Here is a 16,981-nt window from a genome sequence, read left to right as displayed (position 1 = left end):
CTGCACGAGAATCGGGCAGGGCGAACGTAGTCAACCGTGGTCGAGAGATAGATCTGACGACAACTTGGGAACGCGAGTCGCAAGGGAAAGAGGCGGGGCCAGCCATGGCACAGATGAACATCGCCAGCGGAATCCGCGAGTTCGCGATCAGCACGCCGAGCGCCACCGCGCTGATCGACGGGGACCGGCGGATGACGTTCGCCGAGCTCGACGACCGCAGCAACCGCGTCGCGAGCCTGCTGATGGAGGCCGGCTTCACCGCCGGTGACCGCGTCGCCGTCCTGCTCGGCAACCAGCTCGAGTACGTGGAGGTCGCGGCGGGCGCCGCCAAGGCCGGGGTCGCGATGGTCCCGCTCAACCCGCGCGGCACCGCCACCGAGCACGGCTCGCTGATCGAACGCTCCGGCGCGTCCGGCCTGATCGCCGATGCGGCGTTCCAGGACAACGTGCCCGACCTGGCCGAGGACCTGGCGCTCGCCCTCTCCCTCGGCTCCCAGGACTGGGGCCGTCCGTACGAGCGGACCCTCGCGGGGGCACGGGCGGTCGACCCGCGCGTCGAGGTCAGCGAGACGGACCCGTTCTGCGTGCAGTACACGTCGGGCACGACCGGCCGGCCGAAGGGCGCGCTACTCACCCACCGGTCCCGGGTCCTCACCATGTTCGGCTGCGCGGTCGACTTCGGCGTCGGCCCCGGCAAGCGCACCGCCGCCGTCGCCCCGATGGCGCTCGGCGCGGGCTTCGCCTTCGCCTACGCGGGCCCGTTCATGGGCGGCCAGACGTCCATGCTGCACCGCTGGGACCCCGAACAGCTCCTCGACATGATCGAACGCGACCGGCTCCAGACGGTCTTCCTGGTGCCCACGCACGCCGTGATGCTGCGCGAGATGATGGAGCAGTCGCCGCGCAAGTGGGACCTGTCGAGCCTGGAGACCTTCTACTTCAACGCCGCCGCGCTGCCGGTGCCGCTGAAGGAGTGGGTGATGGAGACGTTCCCGCACGTCGGCGTGCACGAGATCTACGGCTCCACCGAGGCGGGCGTCGTGACGAACCTGCGTCCCGGCGACGCGCTGCGCAAGCCCGGGTCGGTCGGGCACGCCTGGTGGATGACCCACATCAAGCTGCTCGACGAGGACCGCCGGGAGGTCGGGCCGGGCGAGCCCGGCGAGCTGTTCGGCCACTCCCCGTTCAACATGCTCGGCTACCTGGACGACCCGGAGGCCACCGCCGAGGCGATCCTCCCGGACGGCTACCTGTCCTCCGGCGACATCGCCGTCCGCGACGAGGAGGGCTTCATCTCCATCGTCGACCGCAAGAAGGACATGATCATCTCTGGCGCGGCCAACATCTACCCCCGCGAGATCGAGAGCGTCCTGCACGGCTTCGACTTCGTCGCCGAGGTCGCCGTCGTCGGCCTCCCCGACGAGAAGTGGGGCGAGACCGTCGGCGCCTTCGTCGTGCCGCGCGAAGGCCGGGCGGTCGACTTCACCGCGATGGAGGCGGCCGTCCGCGAACGCCTCGCCGGCTACAAGGCCCCGCGGGTGTGGAAGGCCGTCGACGAGCTGCCGAAGAACAGCAACGGCAAGATCCTCAAGCGCGTCATCCGCGACGGGTACGGAGCGTGAGTGCCTTGACCGACCGGAAGCCCGTCCTGCCGGTGGCGTTCGCCGCGGGCGCCGCGCTGCGCACCCCGGGCCGCACCCTCACCTCCGGCGACTTCGCCGCGATCATCAACGCGACGTGGGAGAACGGCCCGCTGCACACCGACGACGAGTACATGGCGGCGACCGGGTTCGGCCGCCGCATCCTCGGCGGCCCCTGCCTGCTCGCCATCGCGGCCGGGCTGAGCTCGCCCACGATGTACGCGAGCTGGGCGGCGGCGGGCCTGGACTGCCACGCGGCCCTCGGCATCGACGAGGTGCGCTACGAGGCCCCGGTGTTCGAGAACGACACGATCACCGTGCACATCGAGGTGCGCACCCTGGAGCCGACGCCGGGCGGGTCCGGGTTCGTGGGCCGGGTCCGCGACGTCGTCCGCAAGCAGGACGGCACGGCCGTCCTCACCATGCGCCGCGGCTACCTGCTCAAGCCGATCGCGGCGGACGCGTGAACACCCTCGACGTCACCCGGGACGGCCGCGTCCTGCTCGTGACGATGAACCGGCCCGAGGTCCTCAACGCCTACGACGCCCGGATGGTGCGGGAGCTGCGCGAGGTCTGGCGGACGTTCCGCGACGACGACGGCCTGCGCGTCGCGGTGCTGACCGGCGCGGGCGACCGCAGCTTCTCCACCGGCCTCGACGTGGACGACACCCTCGCGACGGGCGTGGCCAGCCCCTCGCTGGACGAGGACGGCCGGGTCGCGCTCACGTCCCGCGACCTGCGCGTCTTCAAGCCGATCGTCGTCGCCGTCAACGGCCACTGCTGCGCCGGCGGATGGCACTTCGTCAACGACGCCGACGTGATCCTCTGCTCGGATAACGCGACGTTCTTCGACACCCACGTCGATGTGGGCCTGGCGAACCCCGTCGAGGCCGTGGGCCTGCTCAGCCGCCTGCCGCTCACCGAGGTCACCCGCATGGTCGCCAGCGGCCGCGCGTACCGGCTGGGCGCGGAACGGGCCCGCGAGCTGGGCCTGGTGACCGAGGTCGTCCCGCCGGCGGACCTCGTCCCGCGCGCGCTGGAGATCGCGCACGTGATGGCCCAGCACCCTCCCGGGATCCTGGCCAACAGCCTGGAGACCCTCTGGACGGCCGTCGAGGACCAGCGGGCCCGCGCCGAGGCGCTCGGCCTGGCGCTCCTCAAGCGCGCCGCCGACCGCGACCTGCTCGCGTTCCGGTCCGGGAGCGGGTCGTGAAGATCGGCATCTTCGACCAGGTCGACGACATCGCCGCGACCGCCGCCGACCTGCGCGCGGCGGCGCGGGACGGCATCGACAGCTACTGGCTGACGCAGGCGTTCGGGACCGACACGCTCGGCGTGCTCGGCGCGGTCGCCCGCGACCTGCCGGGGCTGCGGGTCGGCACGGCCGTCGTCCCCGTCTACCCGCGGCACCCGATGGCGCTCGCCCAGCAGGCGCTGACCACCAACCTGCTCGTGGACGGACGGCTCGCGCTCGGCATCGGGCCGTCCCACCCGTCGGTGGTCGAACCGTGCTGGGGCATGTCGTACGACCGTCCGGCCCGCTACATGCGCGAGTACCTGGAGGCGCTGACCGGCGCGCTGACCCAGCGCGTCCGTTTCCGGGGCGAGGTGCTGACGGCCCGCGGCGACCTGGACATCCCGGGGGCGCCGGTGCCGCCCGTCCTCGTCGCCGCGCTCGGCCCGAGGATGCTGGAGATCACCGGCGCCCTCGCCGCGGGCACCATCACCTGGATGGTCGGCCCGCGCACCCTCCGGGAGCTCACGGTCCCGACGATCCGGAAGGCCGCCGCCGCGGCCGGGCGGCCCGCACCGGAGATCGTCGTCCCGCTGCCGGTCTGCGTGACCGGCGACGCCCCCGCCGCTCTGGCCCGCGCCGAGGCGGAGCTGGAGTGGTACGGGACGCTGCCGTCCTACCGCGCGATGCTCGACCGCGAGGGCTGCGCGACGCCCGGCCGGATGGCGCTGATCGGCGACGCCGGCACGGTCGCCGCGAAGATCGCCGCGTTCGCCGAGCTGGGCGTGACCACGTTCGCCGCCAAGATCTTCGGCACCCCCGGCGAGCGGGCCGCCACCCGCGCGCTGGTCGCCGCCCTCGCCCGCTGACTCGCCCGCCGCCGGCGCACGGCGCAGCCGAAAGGACCCGCGGCGCGCCCCCCGCTCCGGCTGCTGAGAAGACCGGGGGGCGCGCCGCGGGCGGATCGTGGGGTCAGGCCCAGGCGCGGACGGCGTCGTCCACCGTGTTGATCCAGCCGAAGATGAAGCCGATCCCGTTCAGCGCGTAGTCGTGCCGGGCCTTGTCGAACTCCGCGGTCGCGTCGCTGATCACGTGGGTGGCGTAGTCGCGCTGGCCCGCGTCCCGCGCGGTCGTCTCGACGCAGATGTTCGTGGTCACCCCGCAGATGACCAGCGAGCGGACGCCGAGGCCGGTGAGGATCGGCTCCAGGCGGGTCCCGTAGAAGGCGCTGGGCCGCGACTTGTCGATGACGATGTCGCCCTCGGCCGGTGCCAGTTCGGCGCAGATCTCCCCGTCCCAGCTGCCCGCCGCGAGCGCGTTGACGTCCTTGATGGCCGGGACGATGTGGTTGGGCACGAGGCCCCCGTCCGCGTAGCCGGGCTGGAAGACGTACCGGGTGTAGATCACCGGGACGCCGGCGGCGTGCGCGGCGTCGATCAGGGTGCGGCAGCCCGCGATCGCGGGGCGGAGCTCCTCGTGCGGCAGTCCCATCGCCGCCATGGAGCCCTTGGGCTCGGTGAAGCTGTTCTGCATGTCGACGACCAGCAGCGCGGTGTTCTCTCTCGTGATCTCCACGGAAACCCTCCCGACTCAGTAGCTTCTCGGCAGGCCGAGCGACTCGCCGAGGATGTTGCGGATCATGTCGTTGCTCACGGGGCTGAACAGCTGGAGCCGGGCGTCCCGGAAGTACATCTGCATCGCCGACTCCTCGGCGAGGCCGTGCGCGGCCATCGCGCGCATCCCGCGGTCGACGACGCGGGCCGTCGACTCGCCGGCGACGAGCTTGGCCATCGCGGTCAGCGCCGTCGCCGGGCGGCCGTCCTCGATGGCGCGGACGGCGGCGCCCACCAGCGCCCGGGCCGCCGACAGGTCGGCGAGCGAGTCGGCGGCGGCGTGCTGCAGCGCCTGGAAGCGGCCGATGGGCCCGCCGAACGCCTCCCGTTCCCGCAGGTGGGCGAGGTGCAGGTCCAGGGCCGCGCGTCCGATGCCGAGGCTGATCCCGGCGGCCAGGACGCGCTCCACGTCGAGGGTCTGGGCGAGGAGGGCCATGCCGCGGCCCCGCACACCGACGAGGTGGTCGAGCGGCGCGACCGCGTCGTCGAAGTAGATCTCGCAGGTCCCCGCGGAGCGCATCCCGGCGAGGTGGACGCGGTTGACGGTGACGCCCGGCTGGCCGAGCGGCACGGCGATCACGCTGAGGCCGCGCGACCGCCGGCCCTCCTCGGGCGGGTCGGTGCGGCACAGCACGAACACGATCTCGGCCTTGTGGGCGAGGGAGATCCAGAGCTTCTGGCCCCGCAGCAGCCAGCGTCCGTCCTCGGCGCGGGCGGACGTGCGGAGGTTGAGCAGGTCGGTGCCGACGTCGGGCTCGCTCATCCCGAACGAGCAGATCATCTCGCCGGACGCGATCTGGGGCAGCCAGCCGGCGGCGGCCGTGCCCGCCGCGATGTCGCGGCCCAGCATCCGCATGGCCATGCCGCAGGTCACGTAGTCGACGGCCAGGCCGGGCAGGACGCGGGCGATCTCCTCGGTGACGGCGACCGCGTCGCCGACGGTCCCGCCCGTCCCGCCCGCGGACTCGTCCCCGCCGAGGCCGAGCAGCCCGGCCCCGCCGAGCGCCGCCCAGGCGTCGGCGGCGAACCGGCCGTCGCGGTCGAGCGCGAGCGCGCGTTCCGGCGGCAGTTCCCGGGCGAGCAGCGAGCCGACCATGTCGCGAAGGTCGCCGCGTTCCGGGGTCTCCTCGAACGGTCTCGTGCCGAGCACGCCTCCCCCTCCCTGCATGGCCATAAATCTGATGTATCGCCTACCGACTGTCAAGCGTCTACTACCAGGTACATGGTCATTGACATCATCTCATACAAGCAGGATATCTTTATGTCTGATGTATTCGCACCGGAGAGGGGTACGGGTGCCGGCTGAGGTCACGATCGTCGACGGTCCCGCGATGCCGTGGGTGAACGGGCGGGAGGCGTACGACGCGATGGAACCGGCGTTCCGGGAGAACCTCGGAGACCCGGAACGCGTCGGTGAACTGCTCTCGAAGTACTGGATGCGCGCCCTGTGGAACGACCCGGCGACGTCCCGCCGCATCGACCACGTCCGGACCGACCCCGGCTACCGCGACCTGTCCGAGGCGTACCACGACAGCGTGGAGGAGGCCCTGTTCCTCGGCGGGCGGGTGACGCTCACCGCCGAAGGCGACCTCCAGGCGGGCGACTACTTCTGGCGTCCTCCCGGCTGGGTGCACTCGGCGTCGTCCGACGAGGGCTTCGAGTGCCTCCTGATGATGGAGGGCGAGTCCGCGCCCGACGGGAGCGGCCGCGTCTCCCGGGTGGTGCGCCGCGACGAGGAGGCGGGACGCCACGTCCGCCCCGGTACGTCCGACCCCATCGGCCCGCGCGGGTATGTACGCCGGAAGGAGGGCCGGTTCACGGTCTGGCGCGACCACGACGACACGGTGACCCGGCTCGCCGAGCCCGGCGTCCCCGGCCTGCGGTCCAAGGTGCTGAGCAGCAACGCGACCGCGGCCGGCGTCTCGGTGCTCGTCGACCTGCCCGCCGGCTGGGCGCGGCCGGTCCCGGCCGCCCCGCACGAGCGGTTCCTGGTCCTGACGGAGGGCGCGGTCACCGCCGGCGGCGCCGCCCTCGGACCCTGCTCGCTGATCAACATCCCGGCCGGTCTCGACGGCCCCGCGATCGCCGCCGGCGACGGCGCGCGTCTCCTGGTCAAGGTGAGCGCCCGGTGAGGACCGAGGGCGGCTACGCCGACACCGACTGGGGCCAGGTCCACTACCGGATCAACGGCGACTCCGGCCCGTGGATCGGGCTGTTCCACGAGTCGCCCCTCTCGTGCCGGGTCTACGAGGAGGTGCTGCCCGTACTCGGCCGGTCCGCGCGGGCCGTGGCGTTCGACACGCCCGGCTACGGCGCGTCCGACCCCCCGCCGGGCCCCGGTTTCGAGATCCCCGACTACGCGGGCCGGCTCGCCCAGGCGGCCGCCGGGATCGGGATGGAACGCCCCGTTCTCGGCGGCGTCCACACCGGCGCGTCCCTCGCGATCGCGACCGCCGCGCGCCTGCCCGCCGCCGGGCTGGTGCTGAGCGGCGTCCCGCTGTTCGACGCGGACGAGCGAGCCGATTTCCTCGCGAACTGGACGCCCGGCGCGCCGATCGACGGCGCGGGCTCCCAGTTCGGGTGGGCCGTCGAACGCTACCTGCGCATCTGGGGGGCGGACGTCCCGCAGGACATGCTGCACCTGGCCGTGACGGAGCTGATGCGCGTCGCCGACCGCTACGAGTGGGGCTACCGCGCGGCGTTCCGGTACGACCCGTCCGGCCCGCTCGCGGCGGCGGACGTGCCGGTCCTGCTGCTCGACGCCGAGTTCGACATGCTCGCGTCCAAGGACCCGCTCGCGCTGGAACTGGCGCGCGACGCACGGCTCGCCGTCCTGGACGGCCTGCACGGGCAGCCGCACCTGCGCTCCCCGGACCGCTACGCCGCGGCGCTGCTGGAGTTCGCCCGGGACCTCACCGACACGGAGGAGAACCGATGACCCAGGTCGACACGCAGGTGACCGGAACGGTCATGACCATCACCCTGAACGGCCCCGACCAGATGAACAGCCTGGACCCGGACGCCCTCGACGGCCTGAACGCGGCCCTGGACGCGGCCGAGCGGGACACGACGCTGACCTCCCTGGTGATCACCGGGACGGGCCGGGCGTTCTGCGTCGGCATGGACATCGACTTCCTCGGCGAGTGCTTCGCGGACCCGCCCGGCGTGTTCCTGCCCTTCATCCGCCGCTTCCATGAATTCCTCGACCGGCTGGAGGCGTGCCCGCTCCCGAGCGTCGCCGCGGTCAACGGCCTCGCCCGCGCGGGCGGCTTCGAACTGCTCCTGGCCTGCGACTTCGTCATCGCGGCCGACGAGGCGAAGGTCGGCGACACGCACAGCGACTTCGGCATCGTGCCCGGCGCCGGGGCGTCCCAGCGGGCGCCGCGCAAGCTCGGCGACCAGCGCGCCCGCGCGCTGCTGCTGGCCGGCCGCTGGCTGACCGGCCCGGAGATGGCCGACTGGGGCCTCGCCCTCGCGAGCGTCCCGGCGGCGGAGCTGCCCGCCGAGGTGGACCGCCTCACCGGCGCGCTCGGCAACCGCTCCCGCGCCGTCACCGGAATCATCAAGCGGCTCCTGAACGCCGCCCCGGACGTGACCCTCGCCGAGGGCCTCCGCCTGGAGCGCGAGCTGTTCACCCGCTTCCACGAGGAGGTCGCCGACGCCGACGAGGGCTACCGCGCCTACGTGGAGAAGCGCCGCCCGGTCTGGAACCGCCGATGACCGAGACGTTCAGCACCCCCGCGGTCGACATCACCCAGCCCCTCATCGACGGCCTGGTCGCCCTCGGCGGCTACACGCACCCGCTGTTCAACCCCGGCGCCGAGGACGCCGCCGCCCCGATGCCGGGACAGGGCGTCCTCCTGCTGATGGGCGGCCTGGTCGAGCAGTCGGGCCTGCTGGACCAAGCGATCGCCCTCCTGGAACTACGCGAGGTGCGCTTCCTGAAGATGCTGAAAGCAGGCACGACGCTGCACGTAGACCTAACACCAGGCGAGACGGAGCAGACCTCCTCCGGAAAGCTGCTCCAGCACTACACCTGGACCGCGATCAACGCCGAGGGCGCCCAGATCCTAGAAGCCAAGGCCCTCATGCTCATCCGCCCAACCCCCTGACCGGCTTCGGTGACTGGTCGGCCTTCGCGAGGAGGGACGTGAGGATCGGCTCGGCGTGCGTCCAGAGAAGTGCGCCGCCGATCCCCGGCACCACGTTGCGCTGAGCGGTGGTCATTCGGGTGGCGAGGAGTGCTCCGTGGTCGGGTGAATGGCTGGTGTCGTGCTCGCCGTACCAGATGTCGACCGGAACACCGATCTTGTCGAAGTCGAACGGCCAGTTCCCCATCGCGAGGACCGTGTCGCGCGCGTAACCGGCGGCGCCTTGGGCGAAGCCCTCGTCCAGGGCCCTGCGGTAGGCGGCGGCGAAGTCCGGCTCCCGATACACGGCGAGGTCGCATTCGGGGCTCGCGGCCATGACCATGTTCCACATGGCCTCGGCGGTGAAGCCGGCGAAGAACTCCTCGGCGCCGTCCGGGTCGGACGCCGCCCGGTCGACGAGGCCGCGCAGGTCCGCCGGCAGGACGGACGCGAACTGCGGCGCGGAGACCTCGTCCGCGCCGGAGACCACGGCCATCGCCGACGCGACGCCCGCCTCGGCGCAGGCGATGGCGAACGGCGCGCCCTGCGAGTTGGCGACCACGGCCGGGTTCGCCAGCCCCCGCAGCGCGCAGAACCGACGCATGTCACCGGCGAAGTCGGACAAGGTCCGCCCGGGTGCGGGCGTGGAGACACCGAGCCCGGGACGGTCCACCGAGACCAGACGCACACCGACCGCCTCGACGACACCCGCGCCGAAGCCGAGCCACCGGCTCGTAGCCGCACCCGGGCACAGCAGAACGGGCACCCCGTCGGGCGGCCCCCACTCCGCCCAGCCGAGCGACCGTCCATCAGCCAGCCGGACCTCGCCCAGCCGGACGGGATCATCGACATGAACACCCATGGTCAACAGCATGGCCACCCCCGCACCGCCCCCGCATCTGCTTTTCGAAGCGCCGTACCCTCATCACCGTCGAGAGGAAGACCTGATGAGTGATCCATCCCAGTACCCGCGGGCGGAGAGCGTCGCGGACTTCGCCCGCGGCGTCGCCGAGGTTCGCGCGCGCATCGACGCCGCGGCGGAACGCGCCGGCCGCCCCGGCGCGGAGGTGCGGTTGCTGCCGGTCAGCAAGACCGTCCCCGAGGAGCGGATCCGCGTGGCCGTCGAGGCGGGCTGCCGGGTCCTGGGGGAGAACAAGGTCCAGGAGGCCAAGCGCAAATGGCGGAACCTCGCCGACCTGGACGTGTCCTGGTCGGTGATCGGCCACCTGCAGACCAACAAGGCCAAGGACGTCGCCGCCTTCGCCGCCGAGTTCCAGGCCCTCGACAACCTGCGCGCCGCCGAGGCCCTGGACCGCCGGCTCCAGGCCGCCGGCCGGGGCCTGGACGTGTTCGTCCAGGTGAACACCTCCGCCGAGGAGTCCAAGTACGGCCTGCCGCCGGACGACCTGCTCGGCTTCCTGAAGCGGCTGCCGGACTACGGGGCGCTGCGCGTCCGGGGCTTGATGACCCTCGCCGTCTTCACCCGGGACACCGCACGGGTCCGGGAGTGCTTCCGCCTGCTGCGCACCCTCCGCGACCAGGCCCGCGACCTCGGGCTCGCCGGCCCGGGAGAGCTGTCGATGGGGATGTCGGGCGACTACGAGACCGCCGTGGAGGAGGGCGCCACGGTCGTCCGCGTCGGGCAGGCGATCTTCGGTGCCCGGTCCCTCCCGGACGCCCACTACTGGCCCGGAGCCGCGCCGCCGCCCATCGCCAACGCCCACTCCGGAGAGCGGGAGGCCCCGCGAGCACGTCCCGGCAGCCGAACGCCAACCTGCGCGCCTCGTTCCGCCAACCCGACAGTAGCTTAAAGTATTGATAATATCACGGCACGCAGTTGCGGTATGTGTTCCGTCTCTACCCCACCGCCGGGCAGCGGCAGGCCCTGGCACGGGCGTTCGGCTGCGCCCGCGTGGTCTACAACGACGCGTTGCGGGCGCGGGAGGACGCCCGCCGGGCGGGTCTGCCGTTTGTGCGGGCGGCGGAGTTGTCGGCGGGGCTGACGGCGGCGAAGAAGACGCCGGAGCGCCGCTGGCTGGGCGAGGTGTCGTCGGTGGTGCTGCAGCAGTCGCTGCGGGACTTGGAGGCGGCCTACCGGGCGTTCTTCGACGGCCTGGCCGGCAAACGCCCCCGGACGGGGGCGCCGAGGTTCAAGTCCCGCAAGGACGCCCGGCAGGCGATCCGGTTCACCGCCAACGCCCGCTGGCAGATCACCGAAGGCGGCAAACTCGCGCTGCCCAAGGTCGGCGACGTGACGGTGCGGTGGTCGCGGCGGCTGCCGTGCACGCCCTCGACCGCGACCGTGATCAAGGACGCCGCCGGACGGTACTTCGCCTCGTTCGTCGTGGAGACCACCGACGTGCAAGACCCGCCCGACACGACGGCCGAGGTCGGGATCGACCTGGGGTTGGAGCATTTCGCCGTGCTGCCGGACGGCCGCAAGATCGGCTCTCCCCGGTTCCTGCGCCGCGCCGAGGGGGCCGTCCCGCGATGACGGCGTAGCGGTTCGTCGCGTGCCCGTTCGCGGAACCGGGCGCCCGCATGTATTGGAAGGGCGACCTGGTCCGTAGGACCCCGGCCGGGCTGCTGGAGTACGCCGGCCGGGCGGGCGGCCGGCGCATCGTCGCCTATATCGTCCCCGCGACCGGCGATGCCCCGGGTCCGGACTTGGCCGTGCGGCTGCGGCGGTACGCCGCCCGGCGCCTCCCGTCGTACATGGTGCCGTCGGCCTACGCGCTCCTGCCCGAATTCCCGCTCACCCCCAATGGCAAGCTGGACCGCGCGGGCGGACGGGCTCGACATCCCGCCGCGCGCCGTCTTCACCCACCAGACCGTCGAAGCCCTCGCCGCCGCCCGCGGCGGTCCCGAGGACGGGCGGCTCGGGCTCGGCGCGGTCCTGCCGATCCGCGCGGACGGCGACCGGCCCCCGCTGTTCTGCCTTCCACCGGCCGGCGGCCTGGCCTGGCCGTACTTCGGGCTGATCCGGCACCTGCCCGCCGGCCGGCCGGCCGGTCTACGGGCTCCAGGCGAACGGCTTCCTGGACGCCGGCGAGCCGCTGCCCGCCTCCGTCGAGGAGGCCGCCCGCGACCACGTGACGCACCTGCGCACCGTCCAGCGGCACGGCCCCTACCACCTGGCGGGGTACTCGCTCGGCGGGCGAGGAGGTCGCTTTGCTGTTCTTCACCGCCCTCGGCGGCCGCACGGCCGCATCGCCGACGGGCGAGGCCAACTGTTTCGGCACGCAGAGTTCAGGGTGAACACCCCGGCATGACCGGCGATCTGCCGCTCACGAGCGGCTACCTTCGTGCGCAAATGTCCCGATAGCCGACACCGGCTGGAACGTATTGGCGCCATTCGTCCCGGCTGAGGGGGCTGCCTGCTATCGCGCAGGCCGCGGCCTCGGGATCCCGTGGTACGGCGATGTTCCAGTGTCCCACGGTAAGGCTGTCATCGGATTCGTTATCTTCTCCGGTAACCAAGGAGTTGGAGTCGGGGAAGGCCAGAAACTCTACGTCGCCCACGCTGGCGAGCGTTGCACCGATCTGACTCTGAGTGGCGGTGTCCCACAGTTTGACCTGAGCGCCCTCGGCAAGCTCGTCGGGCAGTGTTCCCCCATCATCACCGCTGGCCAGTGTACTCCCATCGGGACTGAAGGCCATGGATATCACCATTCCGGCGTGTCCGGTGATGGGTAGGCCCTTTTGCCTCCATTTGCGGGTGTCCCACAAAATGATCGTCTTCTTGCCGCCGATCGCAAGCGTCCTGCCGTCGGGACTGAAGGCGAGTGCGGTGACTCCTCCGGAGGGGATGTTGTCGGGTGAGCGGATTTCATCGCCGTCCGAGACGTCATAGGTCTTGAGGGTCTTACCGAAACCGACGACCAGCGCCTTACTGTCGGCAGTGAAGGCAAGGGCTCTCACTGCCTGATCTGGTTTCGAAAGCGGCGACTCATTTTTCAGAGTCCGGTTATCCACATCCCACAACTGCACCTTGCCTTTTTCCTGCGTGACGGTTGCCAAGGTGTGCCCGTCTGGACTGAAGGCTGCCTTTGTTATCGTGCCGTCCAGACCACTGTCGAGAACGAACCGGTCACCGGTACCGGCATCCAGCTTCCAGATTTCGATTCTGCGGTCTCCGCAACCAAGTGCGAAGATCTTTTTGTCCACAGTTGCCGCGTACGGGTATCCACATTGAGTATTACCCGGTTTCGGGTTGGTGAGTTCATCTTTACTCCTGCCGATCACGTCCCAGAGTTGAAGAAGTACTTGCTCACTTTCCTTGGTGCCGCTGATTACGGTTCGCCCATCCAGGCCAAAAGTATATAGTCCCACCATCAGATGCTTAGGGTGTTTCCATGGCTGGTGGGTGCGAATATTCCACAGTCGAATCTTGGGTTGCCCAACGCCGACATCGATGGAGGCCACGGCGTCCTCGCCGACGAATGATGCAACTCGTGACGATGTCCAGACGCCCATGTCGATAGGTCCGACAAGTTCACCGCTCGCGACATCCCACAACTTGTTGTCGATGACGACGGACTCGCCGTCGGCACTGAATGGTCCCACCTTGCTGTCATCGGGATAGCCGCCCAGGGGAATGGAATTGGGAAGCGCCGGCTTGCGGGCATGGAGGTCGCGAATATAGGCGTATGCACCGTTTGAATCCGACCGCACTGTTACGGCATATCTGCCGCCACGGGGACTCAATGCTACTACATGCCCTTCTATTTCAACTTCCTTTCCGTTTCCGCCGGCGGTAAGGTCGAACAGTTTCAAGGTGGATCCATTGCTGGACTTTTTACTGATGGCCGCAGCCGTGGCGTCGGCGGCGATCGCGACCTGAGTTAAATAGGTCTTCGTATAGGGAATGTAGTTGCCGGGTGCAGGTGAGCCGTAGCCGTCAGATTTGGCGGTTCGCATTTTCCAGAGTCCGACGCCTTTGCCATCGTCAACGGCCAGGCCTTGCCCATCGGAAGTGAAGGCCATCGACTCGAGCTTGGACGAAATGGGAAGGCCGCCCAGTTCTTTGAGGGGCTGCACGTTCCAGAAACGGATCTTGGATTTACTGTCGGTAGATTCTGCAGCGGCAAGCGTTCGGCCGTCCGGGCTCAGCGCCACCACGATGCGCTCGGGGGCATTGAAAGCTTGCACCACGCCCTGTTGACGGTGCTTCCGCACGTCCCACAAGGCGACCGTGCCGTCATTGTTGCCGATTGCGAGTAGATGTCCCTTGAGGTCGGAGGCGAGTGTGACCGGCTCACCCTGGTATCCGTTCAGGACGTCTCGGGCGGCTTGGCCGAGAACGTTGCGTAGTGCGGCCCACCCCTCGGGCGTCTTCCGGACGCTCTGGGCGGCGACGGCCAACTGCGCCGCCTTGACGGGGTCGGTGCCGCTGGATTGCCGGCTCTGTGCGGCCAGCTGCCGCGCGGCCGCGATGTCGCGCTGCTCGGTGGCCTTCCGCTGGGAACTGACCGCCCATCCGGTGGCCGTCAGCGACAGTGCCGTGGCCGCCACGAGCATCAGGGCGACGGCTCGGATGCGGCGCCGGGTGCGGGTCTGGGCGTGAATGGAGACGTCCAGGAACTCGCGGCCGGCCGGCGGCAGGGCCGGGTGCCGGCCGGGGTCGCTTCGCCATCGGGCCTCGGCGTGCCGGACGGCGGCCAGGCGTTCCCCGCGGAACAGGTAGGACGAGGCCCGCTGGTGCGCATCCCACTCCCGCGTGGCCTCCAACAGCTGGTGGTAGAGGGCATGGCCGGCCAGGTCGGCCTCCAGCCAACCGCGGAGCCGGGGCCAGGCGTGCAGCAGGACCTCATGGGCGATCTGCACGCCGGTGTCGTCGACGACGATGAGCCGCCGCAGGGCGAAGGCGTCCAGAGCGCGGCCGATACCGGCGCGCTCGTCGGGGGTGCGGCCCTCGTCCAGGGCAGGACGGCCGGCTGCGCGGCGGGTGAGCGGGCCCTCGCCCGACACCGCGGTCAGCTGACGGAAGATTCGCTGGGCAAGGTCCTGGTCGGCGGGTTCCAGGCTCCCGAAGGCCTCCTCCGCGCTGGTGGCCACCGCGCGGTTGACGCCGCCGGTCCGGGCATATCCGCGGCTGGTCAGCCGGTCGCCCTCGCGGTGCTCCCAGACCGTCAGCATCGCCTGCGACAGCAGCGGCAGTACCCCGGCCGTGTATCCGCCGCGGGCCGAGCGCACTTCGCTGAAGATGGCGTCGATGAGACCGGGCTCGATCTCCAGGCCGACGGCGTCGGCCGGTCCCGTGACCGCCCGCCGCAGGTTCCCGCCCGACATCGGCCCCAGCACGTAGGCCCCGTCCCGCAGCACCTCGGCCAGCTCGGGGTACTCGGCGCAGCGGTCGATGAAGTCCCCCCGCACCACCGCCACGACCAGCGCCGCCGGCGCGCCCCCCGGCCCGACCGGGGTGGTCGCGGCGGCGTGCAGCGCGGTGATGAACGCAGCGCGCTCGGCCGCCGCCCCATCGTGGTCGTGCCGCTGCTCCTGCCCGGATCGTTCCAGGACGTCGTCGAGCGTGAAGATCTCCTCGAACTGGTCCACCAGCAGCACGAGCCGCGCACCGCTCACGGCCGTCTCGGGCAGTCCGCGGCGGCGTGCGTCGGTCTCGACGGCCTGGCGCACCAGCAGGTGCGCCCGCTCCGGTTGCGCGGTCAACCGGTCCAGCACCGTCGCGACGTCGACCCCCGCGAGGCCGGCCAGCACCATCGCGAGTTGCACGAGCGGAGTTCTCGTCGGCTGCGCCAGGACGCGCCGAGGCCACTCGGCGACCTCGGGCGACAGTTCACCGCGTGCGATCGCCGGCAGTACTCCCGCGCGGAGCAGCGAGGACTTTCCCGCCCCCGAGGCGCCCGTGACCACCATCATTCCCGGGCCGGTCAGCCGCCGCGCCAGCCGGGCCACGACGCGGGCGGTGTCCTCTTCCCGCCCGTAGAAGATTCCGGCGTCGGTCTCGCCGAAGGCCACCAGCCCTCGGTACGGGCAGCCGCCCGGACCAGGGTCGGCCCGCCCCTCCCGATCGGGCGGAGCCTGCCGTCCCGGGCGCGTCTGCTGCTCGATCGCCGTGACCAGCTGCAGCAGCCGCCGGATGTCGGCCGTCTGCCGGTAACCCAGATCCACCGCGGCCTGCAATCGGACGCTCTGCTCCCGCAACTGCCCGCTCTGGTCTTCGATGCCCCGGCCGACCGACTCCAACTGCTCGTGCACATCGGAAAGCACGAACCCGAACTCGCTGAAATCCCGACCGACCGTCGCCAATCCTTCGGCCAGCCGAGTCTGCAGTTCACGGTCACCCGATTCGACGGCGGCCTCGATCGCGACACCGACCGCTCCGACGGCCCGCAGTATTTCGGCGATCTCGGCGCGCAGCCCATCGGCCCGCTCCCCGCCGGCCTCCAGGATCTGCCGGATCCCCCGCTCCAGCTCCGCGGCCAGTTCCTCTTGCGAAGGCGGCGCCGAACCACCGCCGTCCCCTACCCGTGCGACGCCCGCCTTCACCACGTCGGTCAGCACATTCCCGCCGACCGCCGTCACCGCCCCCACCCCGGCCGACACGACCGCCGCCCCGCCCACGCCCGAGGTCAGCAGCGGAGCGACCGCGCCCGACGCCAGTAACGACAGCAGAATCGGCGAGGACCACCGCCGTGCGCCCTCGCCCGCCGAACCGGCCAAACGCGCCACCCGAGTTCGCACTCCGGTACGCATCAACCTCGATTGCTCGTCAGCCCGCCCCCCGGAGTCCATAAGCGGAGATTGTTCCTGACAGGCTCCGGACAGGCGCTGTTAAGAAATTTAGAGATACAGAACCGTGATCAAGACTGGCGCGGCACCCGGTACCCGTTGCCGATCATCTACGCACCCGCAAGATTTGCCCGGACTCGGCCCTGCTCTAGGAGTGAAAGCCGTCATCACAATGATGGTCGGCGGCTGCGGTGTGACGTACGCCACACGAGTCTGAGTAGTCACTACTCAGGCGCCCGCCCGGGGTGCGCGGAGACCATTCGGAGCGAGACCAGAGCGGTACGGGTCCCGTGCCGCACGCTAGGAGGGAAGGAAAGATGAACAAGCTCCGGATCGATGATCTTGTCCCGGAGGACACCGGCGTCGTCGAGCTCGTCGGTGACGACGACCTCGACCTCATCGTCGGGGCGATGGCCCCCGGCTCGGGCTTCATGTGCTCCGTGACCAGCGGAGACGGGCCCGGCAAGCCCGCGGAGGAGTGCTTCCGGGTCTAGCGTCCGACACGAACCGGCGTGGGGGGCCCCCCCGCGGGGGGGGGCCCGCCGGCGCCCCCCTTTGAGTGTTGGCGGGGGGGGGAGCCCGGGGTTTTTTGATGAGATATAGAGGCCTCAC

General features: G+C 71.0%; 17 protein-coding genes. 13 read left to right on the top strand and 4 right to left on the bottom strand.

From position 1 onward, the window contains the following. Positions 1–104: 104 nt before the first annotated feature. Genes ABZ806_RS06890 through ABZ806_RS06875 form a run of 4 tightly spaced genes read left to right on the top strand, consistent with a single transcriptional unit; the run spans position 105 to position 3,743 of the window. Positions 105–1,622, top strand: coding sequence for a class I adenylate-forming enzyme family protein (locus tag ABZ806_RS06890; RefSeq protein WP_500215896.1), 1,518 nt, complete (start codon positions 105–107; stop codon positions 1,620–1,622). Between the two features lie 5 nt (positions 1,623–1,627). Continuing rightward, complete coding sequence (locus ABZ806_RS06885; protein ID WP_500215895.1) at positions 1,628–2,107, top strand: MaoC family dehydratase; 480 nt, start codon at positions 1,628–1,630, stop codon at positions 2,105–2,107. After that, positions 2,104–2,853: an enoyl-CoA hydratase/isomerase family protein gene (locus tag ABZ806_RS06880; RefSeq protein ID WP_500215894.1), complete on the top strand. Its 750-nt coding sequence runs from the start codon at positions 2,104–2,106 to the stop codon at positions 2,851–2,853. The genes ABZ806_RS06885 and ABZ806_RS06880 overlap by 4 nt, the downstream gene beginning before the upstream one ends. Beyond that, entirely contained in the window at positions 2,850–3,743 is an 894-nt protein-coding gene (locus ABZ806_RS06875; protein WP_500215893.1) for a TIGR03564 family F420-dependent LLM class oxidoreductase, read from the top strand. The genes ABZ806_RS06880 and ABZ806_RS06875 overlap by 4 nt, the downstream gene beginning before the upstream one ends. A 103-nt stretch (positions 3,744–3,846) precedes the next feature. On the opposite strand, the gene ABZ806_RS06870 is transcribed toward ABZ806_RS06875, so the two are convergent. Further along, positions 3,847–4,449, bottom strand: coding sequence for a cysteine hydrolase family protein (locus ABZ806_RS06870; protein ID WP_500215892.1), 603 nt, complete (start codon positions 4,447–4,449; stop codon positions 3,847–3,849). A gap of 15 nt (positions 4,450–4,464) precedes the next feature. Then, a complete protein-coding gene (locus ABZ806_RS06865; RefSeq protein WP_500215891.1) occupies positions 4,465–5,637 on the bottom strand; it encodes an acyl-CoA dehydrogenase family protein in 1,173 nt (390 codons plus the stop codon). A 145-nt stretch (positions 5,638–5,782) separates the two neighbouring features. On the opposite strand from ABZ806_RS06865, the gene ABZ806_RS06860 reads away from it, so the two are divergent. From ABZ806_RS06860 to ABZ806_RS06845, 4 genes are read left to right on the top strand one after another with little or no spacing between them, the layout of a single operon-like run. Next, a complete protein-coding gene (locus tag ABZ806_RS06860; protein WP_500215890.1) occupies positions 5,783–6,619 on the top strand; it encodes a cupin domain-containing protein in 837 nt (278 codons plus the stop codon). Continuing rightward, on the top strand, positions 6,616–7,425 hold the full coding sequence (locus tag ABZ806_RS06855; RefSeq protein ID WP_500215889.1) for an alpha/beta fold hydrolase: 810 nt from the start codon (positions 6,616–6,618) through the stop codon (positions 7,423–7,425). The genes ABZ806_RS06860 and ABZ806_RS06855 overlap by 4 nt, the downstream gene beginning before the upstream one ends. Next, positions 7,422–8,207, top strand: a complete 786-nt coding sequence (locus ABZ806_RS06850; RefSeq protein ID WP_500215888.1) for an enoyl-CoA hydratase/isomerase family protein — start codon at positions 7,422–7,424, stop codon at positions 8,205–8,207. The genes ABZ806_RS06855 and ABZ806_RS06850 overlap by 4 nt, the downstream gene beginning before the upstream one ends. After that, complete coding sequence (locus tag ABZ806_RS06845) at positions 8,204–8,599, top strand: hypothetical protein (RefSeq protein ID WP_500215887.1); 396 nt, start codon at positions 8,204–8,206, stop codon at positions 8,597–8,599. Before ABZ806_RS06850 ends, ABZ806_RS06845 begins: the two co-directional genes overlap by 4 nt. Here the strand turns inward: ABZ806_RS06845 and ABZ806_RS06840 are convergent. Continuing rightward, positions 8,580–9,479 (bottom strand): alpha/beta fold hydrolase, encoded by a 900-nt coding sequence (locus tag ABZ806_RS06840; protein ID WP_500215886.1) that lies wholly within the window; start codon positions 9,477–9,479, stop codon positions 8,580–8,582. The genes ABZ806_RS06845 and ABZ806_RS06840 overlap by 20 nt on opposite strands. A gap of 85 nt (positions 9,480–9,564) precedes the next feature. Between ABZ806_RS06840 and ABZ806_RS06835 the strand changes: the two genes are divergently transcribed. The 4 genes from ABZ806_RS06835 to ABZ806_RS06820 are packed head-to-tail and all read left to right on the top strand — an operon-like array spanning position 9,565 to position 11,889. Next, complete coding sequence (locus tag ABZ806_RS06835; RefSeq protein ID WP_500215885.1) at positions 9,565–10,428, top strand: YggS family pyridoxal phosphate-dependent enzyme; 864 nt, start codon at positions 9,565–9,567, stop codon at positions 10,426–10,428. Between the two features lie 35 nt (positions 10,429–10,463). Continuing rightward, positions 10,464–11,111 (top strand): RNA-guided endonuclease InsQ/TnpB family protein, encoded by a 648-nt coding sequence (locus ABZ806_RS06830; RefSeq protein WP_500215884.1) that lies wholly within the window; start codon positions 10,464–10,466, stop codon positions 11,109–11,111. A gap of 47 nt (positions 11,112–11,158) precedes the next feature. Further along, the gene (locus ABZ806_RS06825) at positions 11,159–11,713 is read left to right on the top strand and encodes an AMP-binding enzyme (RefSeq protein ID WP_500215883.1); all 555 of its coding nucleotides are present in this window, start codon (positions 11,159–11,161) and stop codon (positions 11,711–11,713) included. Continuing rightward, positions 11,656–11,889 (top strand): thioesterase domain-containing protein, encoded by a 234-nt coding sequence (locus ABZ806_RS06820; RefSeq protein WP_500216034.1) that lies wholly within the window; start codon positions 11,656–11,658, stop codon positions 11,887–11,889. Before ABZ806_RS06825 ends, ABZ806_RS06820 begins: the two co-directional genes overlap by 58 nt. A 25-nt stretch (positions 11,890–11,914) precedes the next feature. On the opposite strand, the gene ABZ806_RS06815 is transcribed toward ABZ806_RS06820, so the two are convergent. After that, positions 11,915–16,309 (bottom strand): nSTAND1 domain-containing NTPase, encoded by a 4,395-nt coding sequence (locus ABZ806_RS06815; protein WP_500215882.1) that lies wholly within the window; start codon positions 16,307–16,309, stop codon positions 11,915–11,917. Positions 16,310–16,686: 377 nt separating this feature from the next. On the opposite strand from ABZ806_RS06815, the gene ABZ806_RS06810 reads away from it, so the two are divergent. Next, positions 16,687–16,863: a hypothetical protein gene (locus tag ABZ806_RS06810; RefSeq protein WP_346042344.1), complete on the top strand. Its 177-nt coding sequence runs from the start codon at positions 16,687–16,689 to the stop codon at positions 16,861–16,863. The last annotated feature ends 118 nt before the right edge of the window (positions 16,864–16,981 follow it).

This window comes from Spirillospora sp. NPDC047418, assembly GCF_040643275.1.
In the GTDB taxonomy this organism is placed as follows: Bacteria; Actinomycetota; Actinomycetes; order Streptosporangiales; family Streptosporangiaceae; genus Spirillospora.
Note: the sequence above shows the minus strand (reverse complement) of the source record. Positions and strands in the feature narration are given on the sequence as shown.

What these genes read in the sequence shown, in the direction of transcription:
- ABZ806_RS06840 (WP_500215886.1), bottom strand. Translation starts at nt 9,479, where the DNA reads ATGGGTGTTCATGTCGATGATCCCGTCCGGCTGGGCGAGGTCCGGCTG.
- ABZ806_RS06890 (WP_500215896.1), top strand. Translation starts at nt 105, where the DNA reads ATGGCACAGATGAACATCGCCAGCGGAATCCGCGAGTTCGCGATCAGC.
- ABZ806_RS06835 (WP_500215885.1), top strand. Translation starts at nt 9,565, where the DNA reads ATGAGTGATCCATCCCAGTACCCGCGGGCGGAGAGCGTCGCGGACTTC.
- ABZ806_RS06825 (WP_500215883.1), top strand. Translation starts at nt 11,159, where the DNA reads ATGTATTGGAAGGGCGACCTGGTCCGTAGGACCCCGGCCGGGCTGCTG.
- ABZ806_RS06845 (WP_500215887.1), top strand. Translation starts at nt 8,204, where the DNA reads ATGACCGAGACGTTCAGCACCCCCGCGGTCGACATCACCCAGCCCCTC.
- ABZ806_RS06850 (WP_500215888.1), top strand. Translation starts at nt 7,422, where the DNA reads ATGACCCAGGTCGACACGCAGGTGACCGGAACGGTCATGACCATCACC.
- ABZ806_RS06810 (WP_346042344.1), top strand. Translation starts at nt 16,687, where the DNA reads ATGAACAAGCTCCGGATCGATGATCTTGTCCCGGAGGACACCGGCGTC.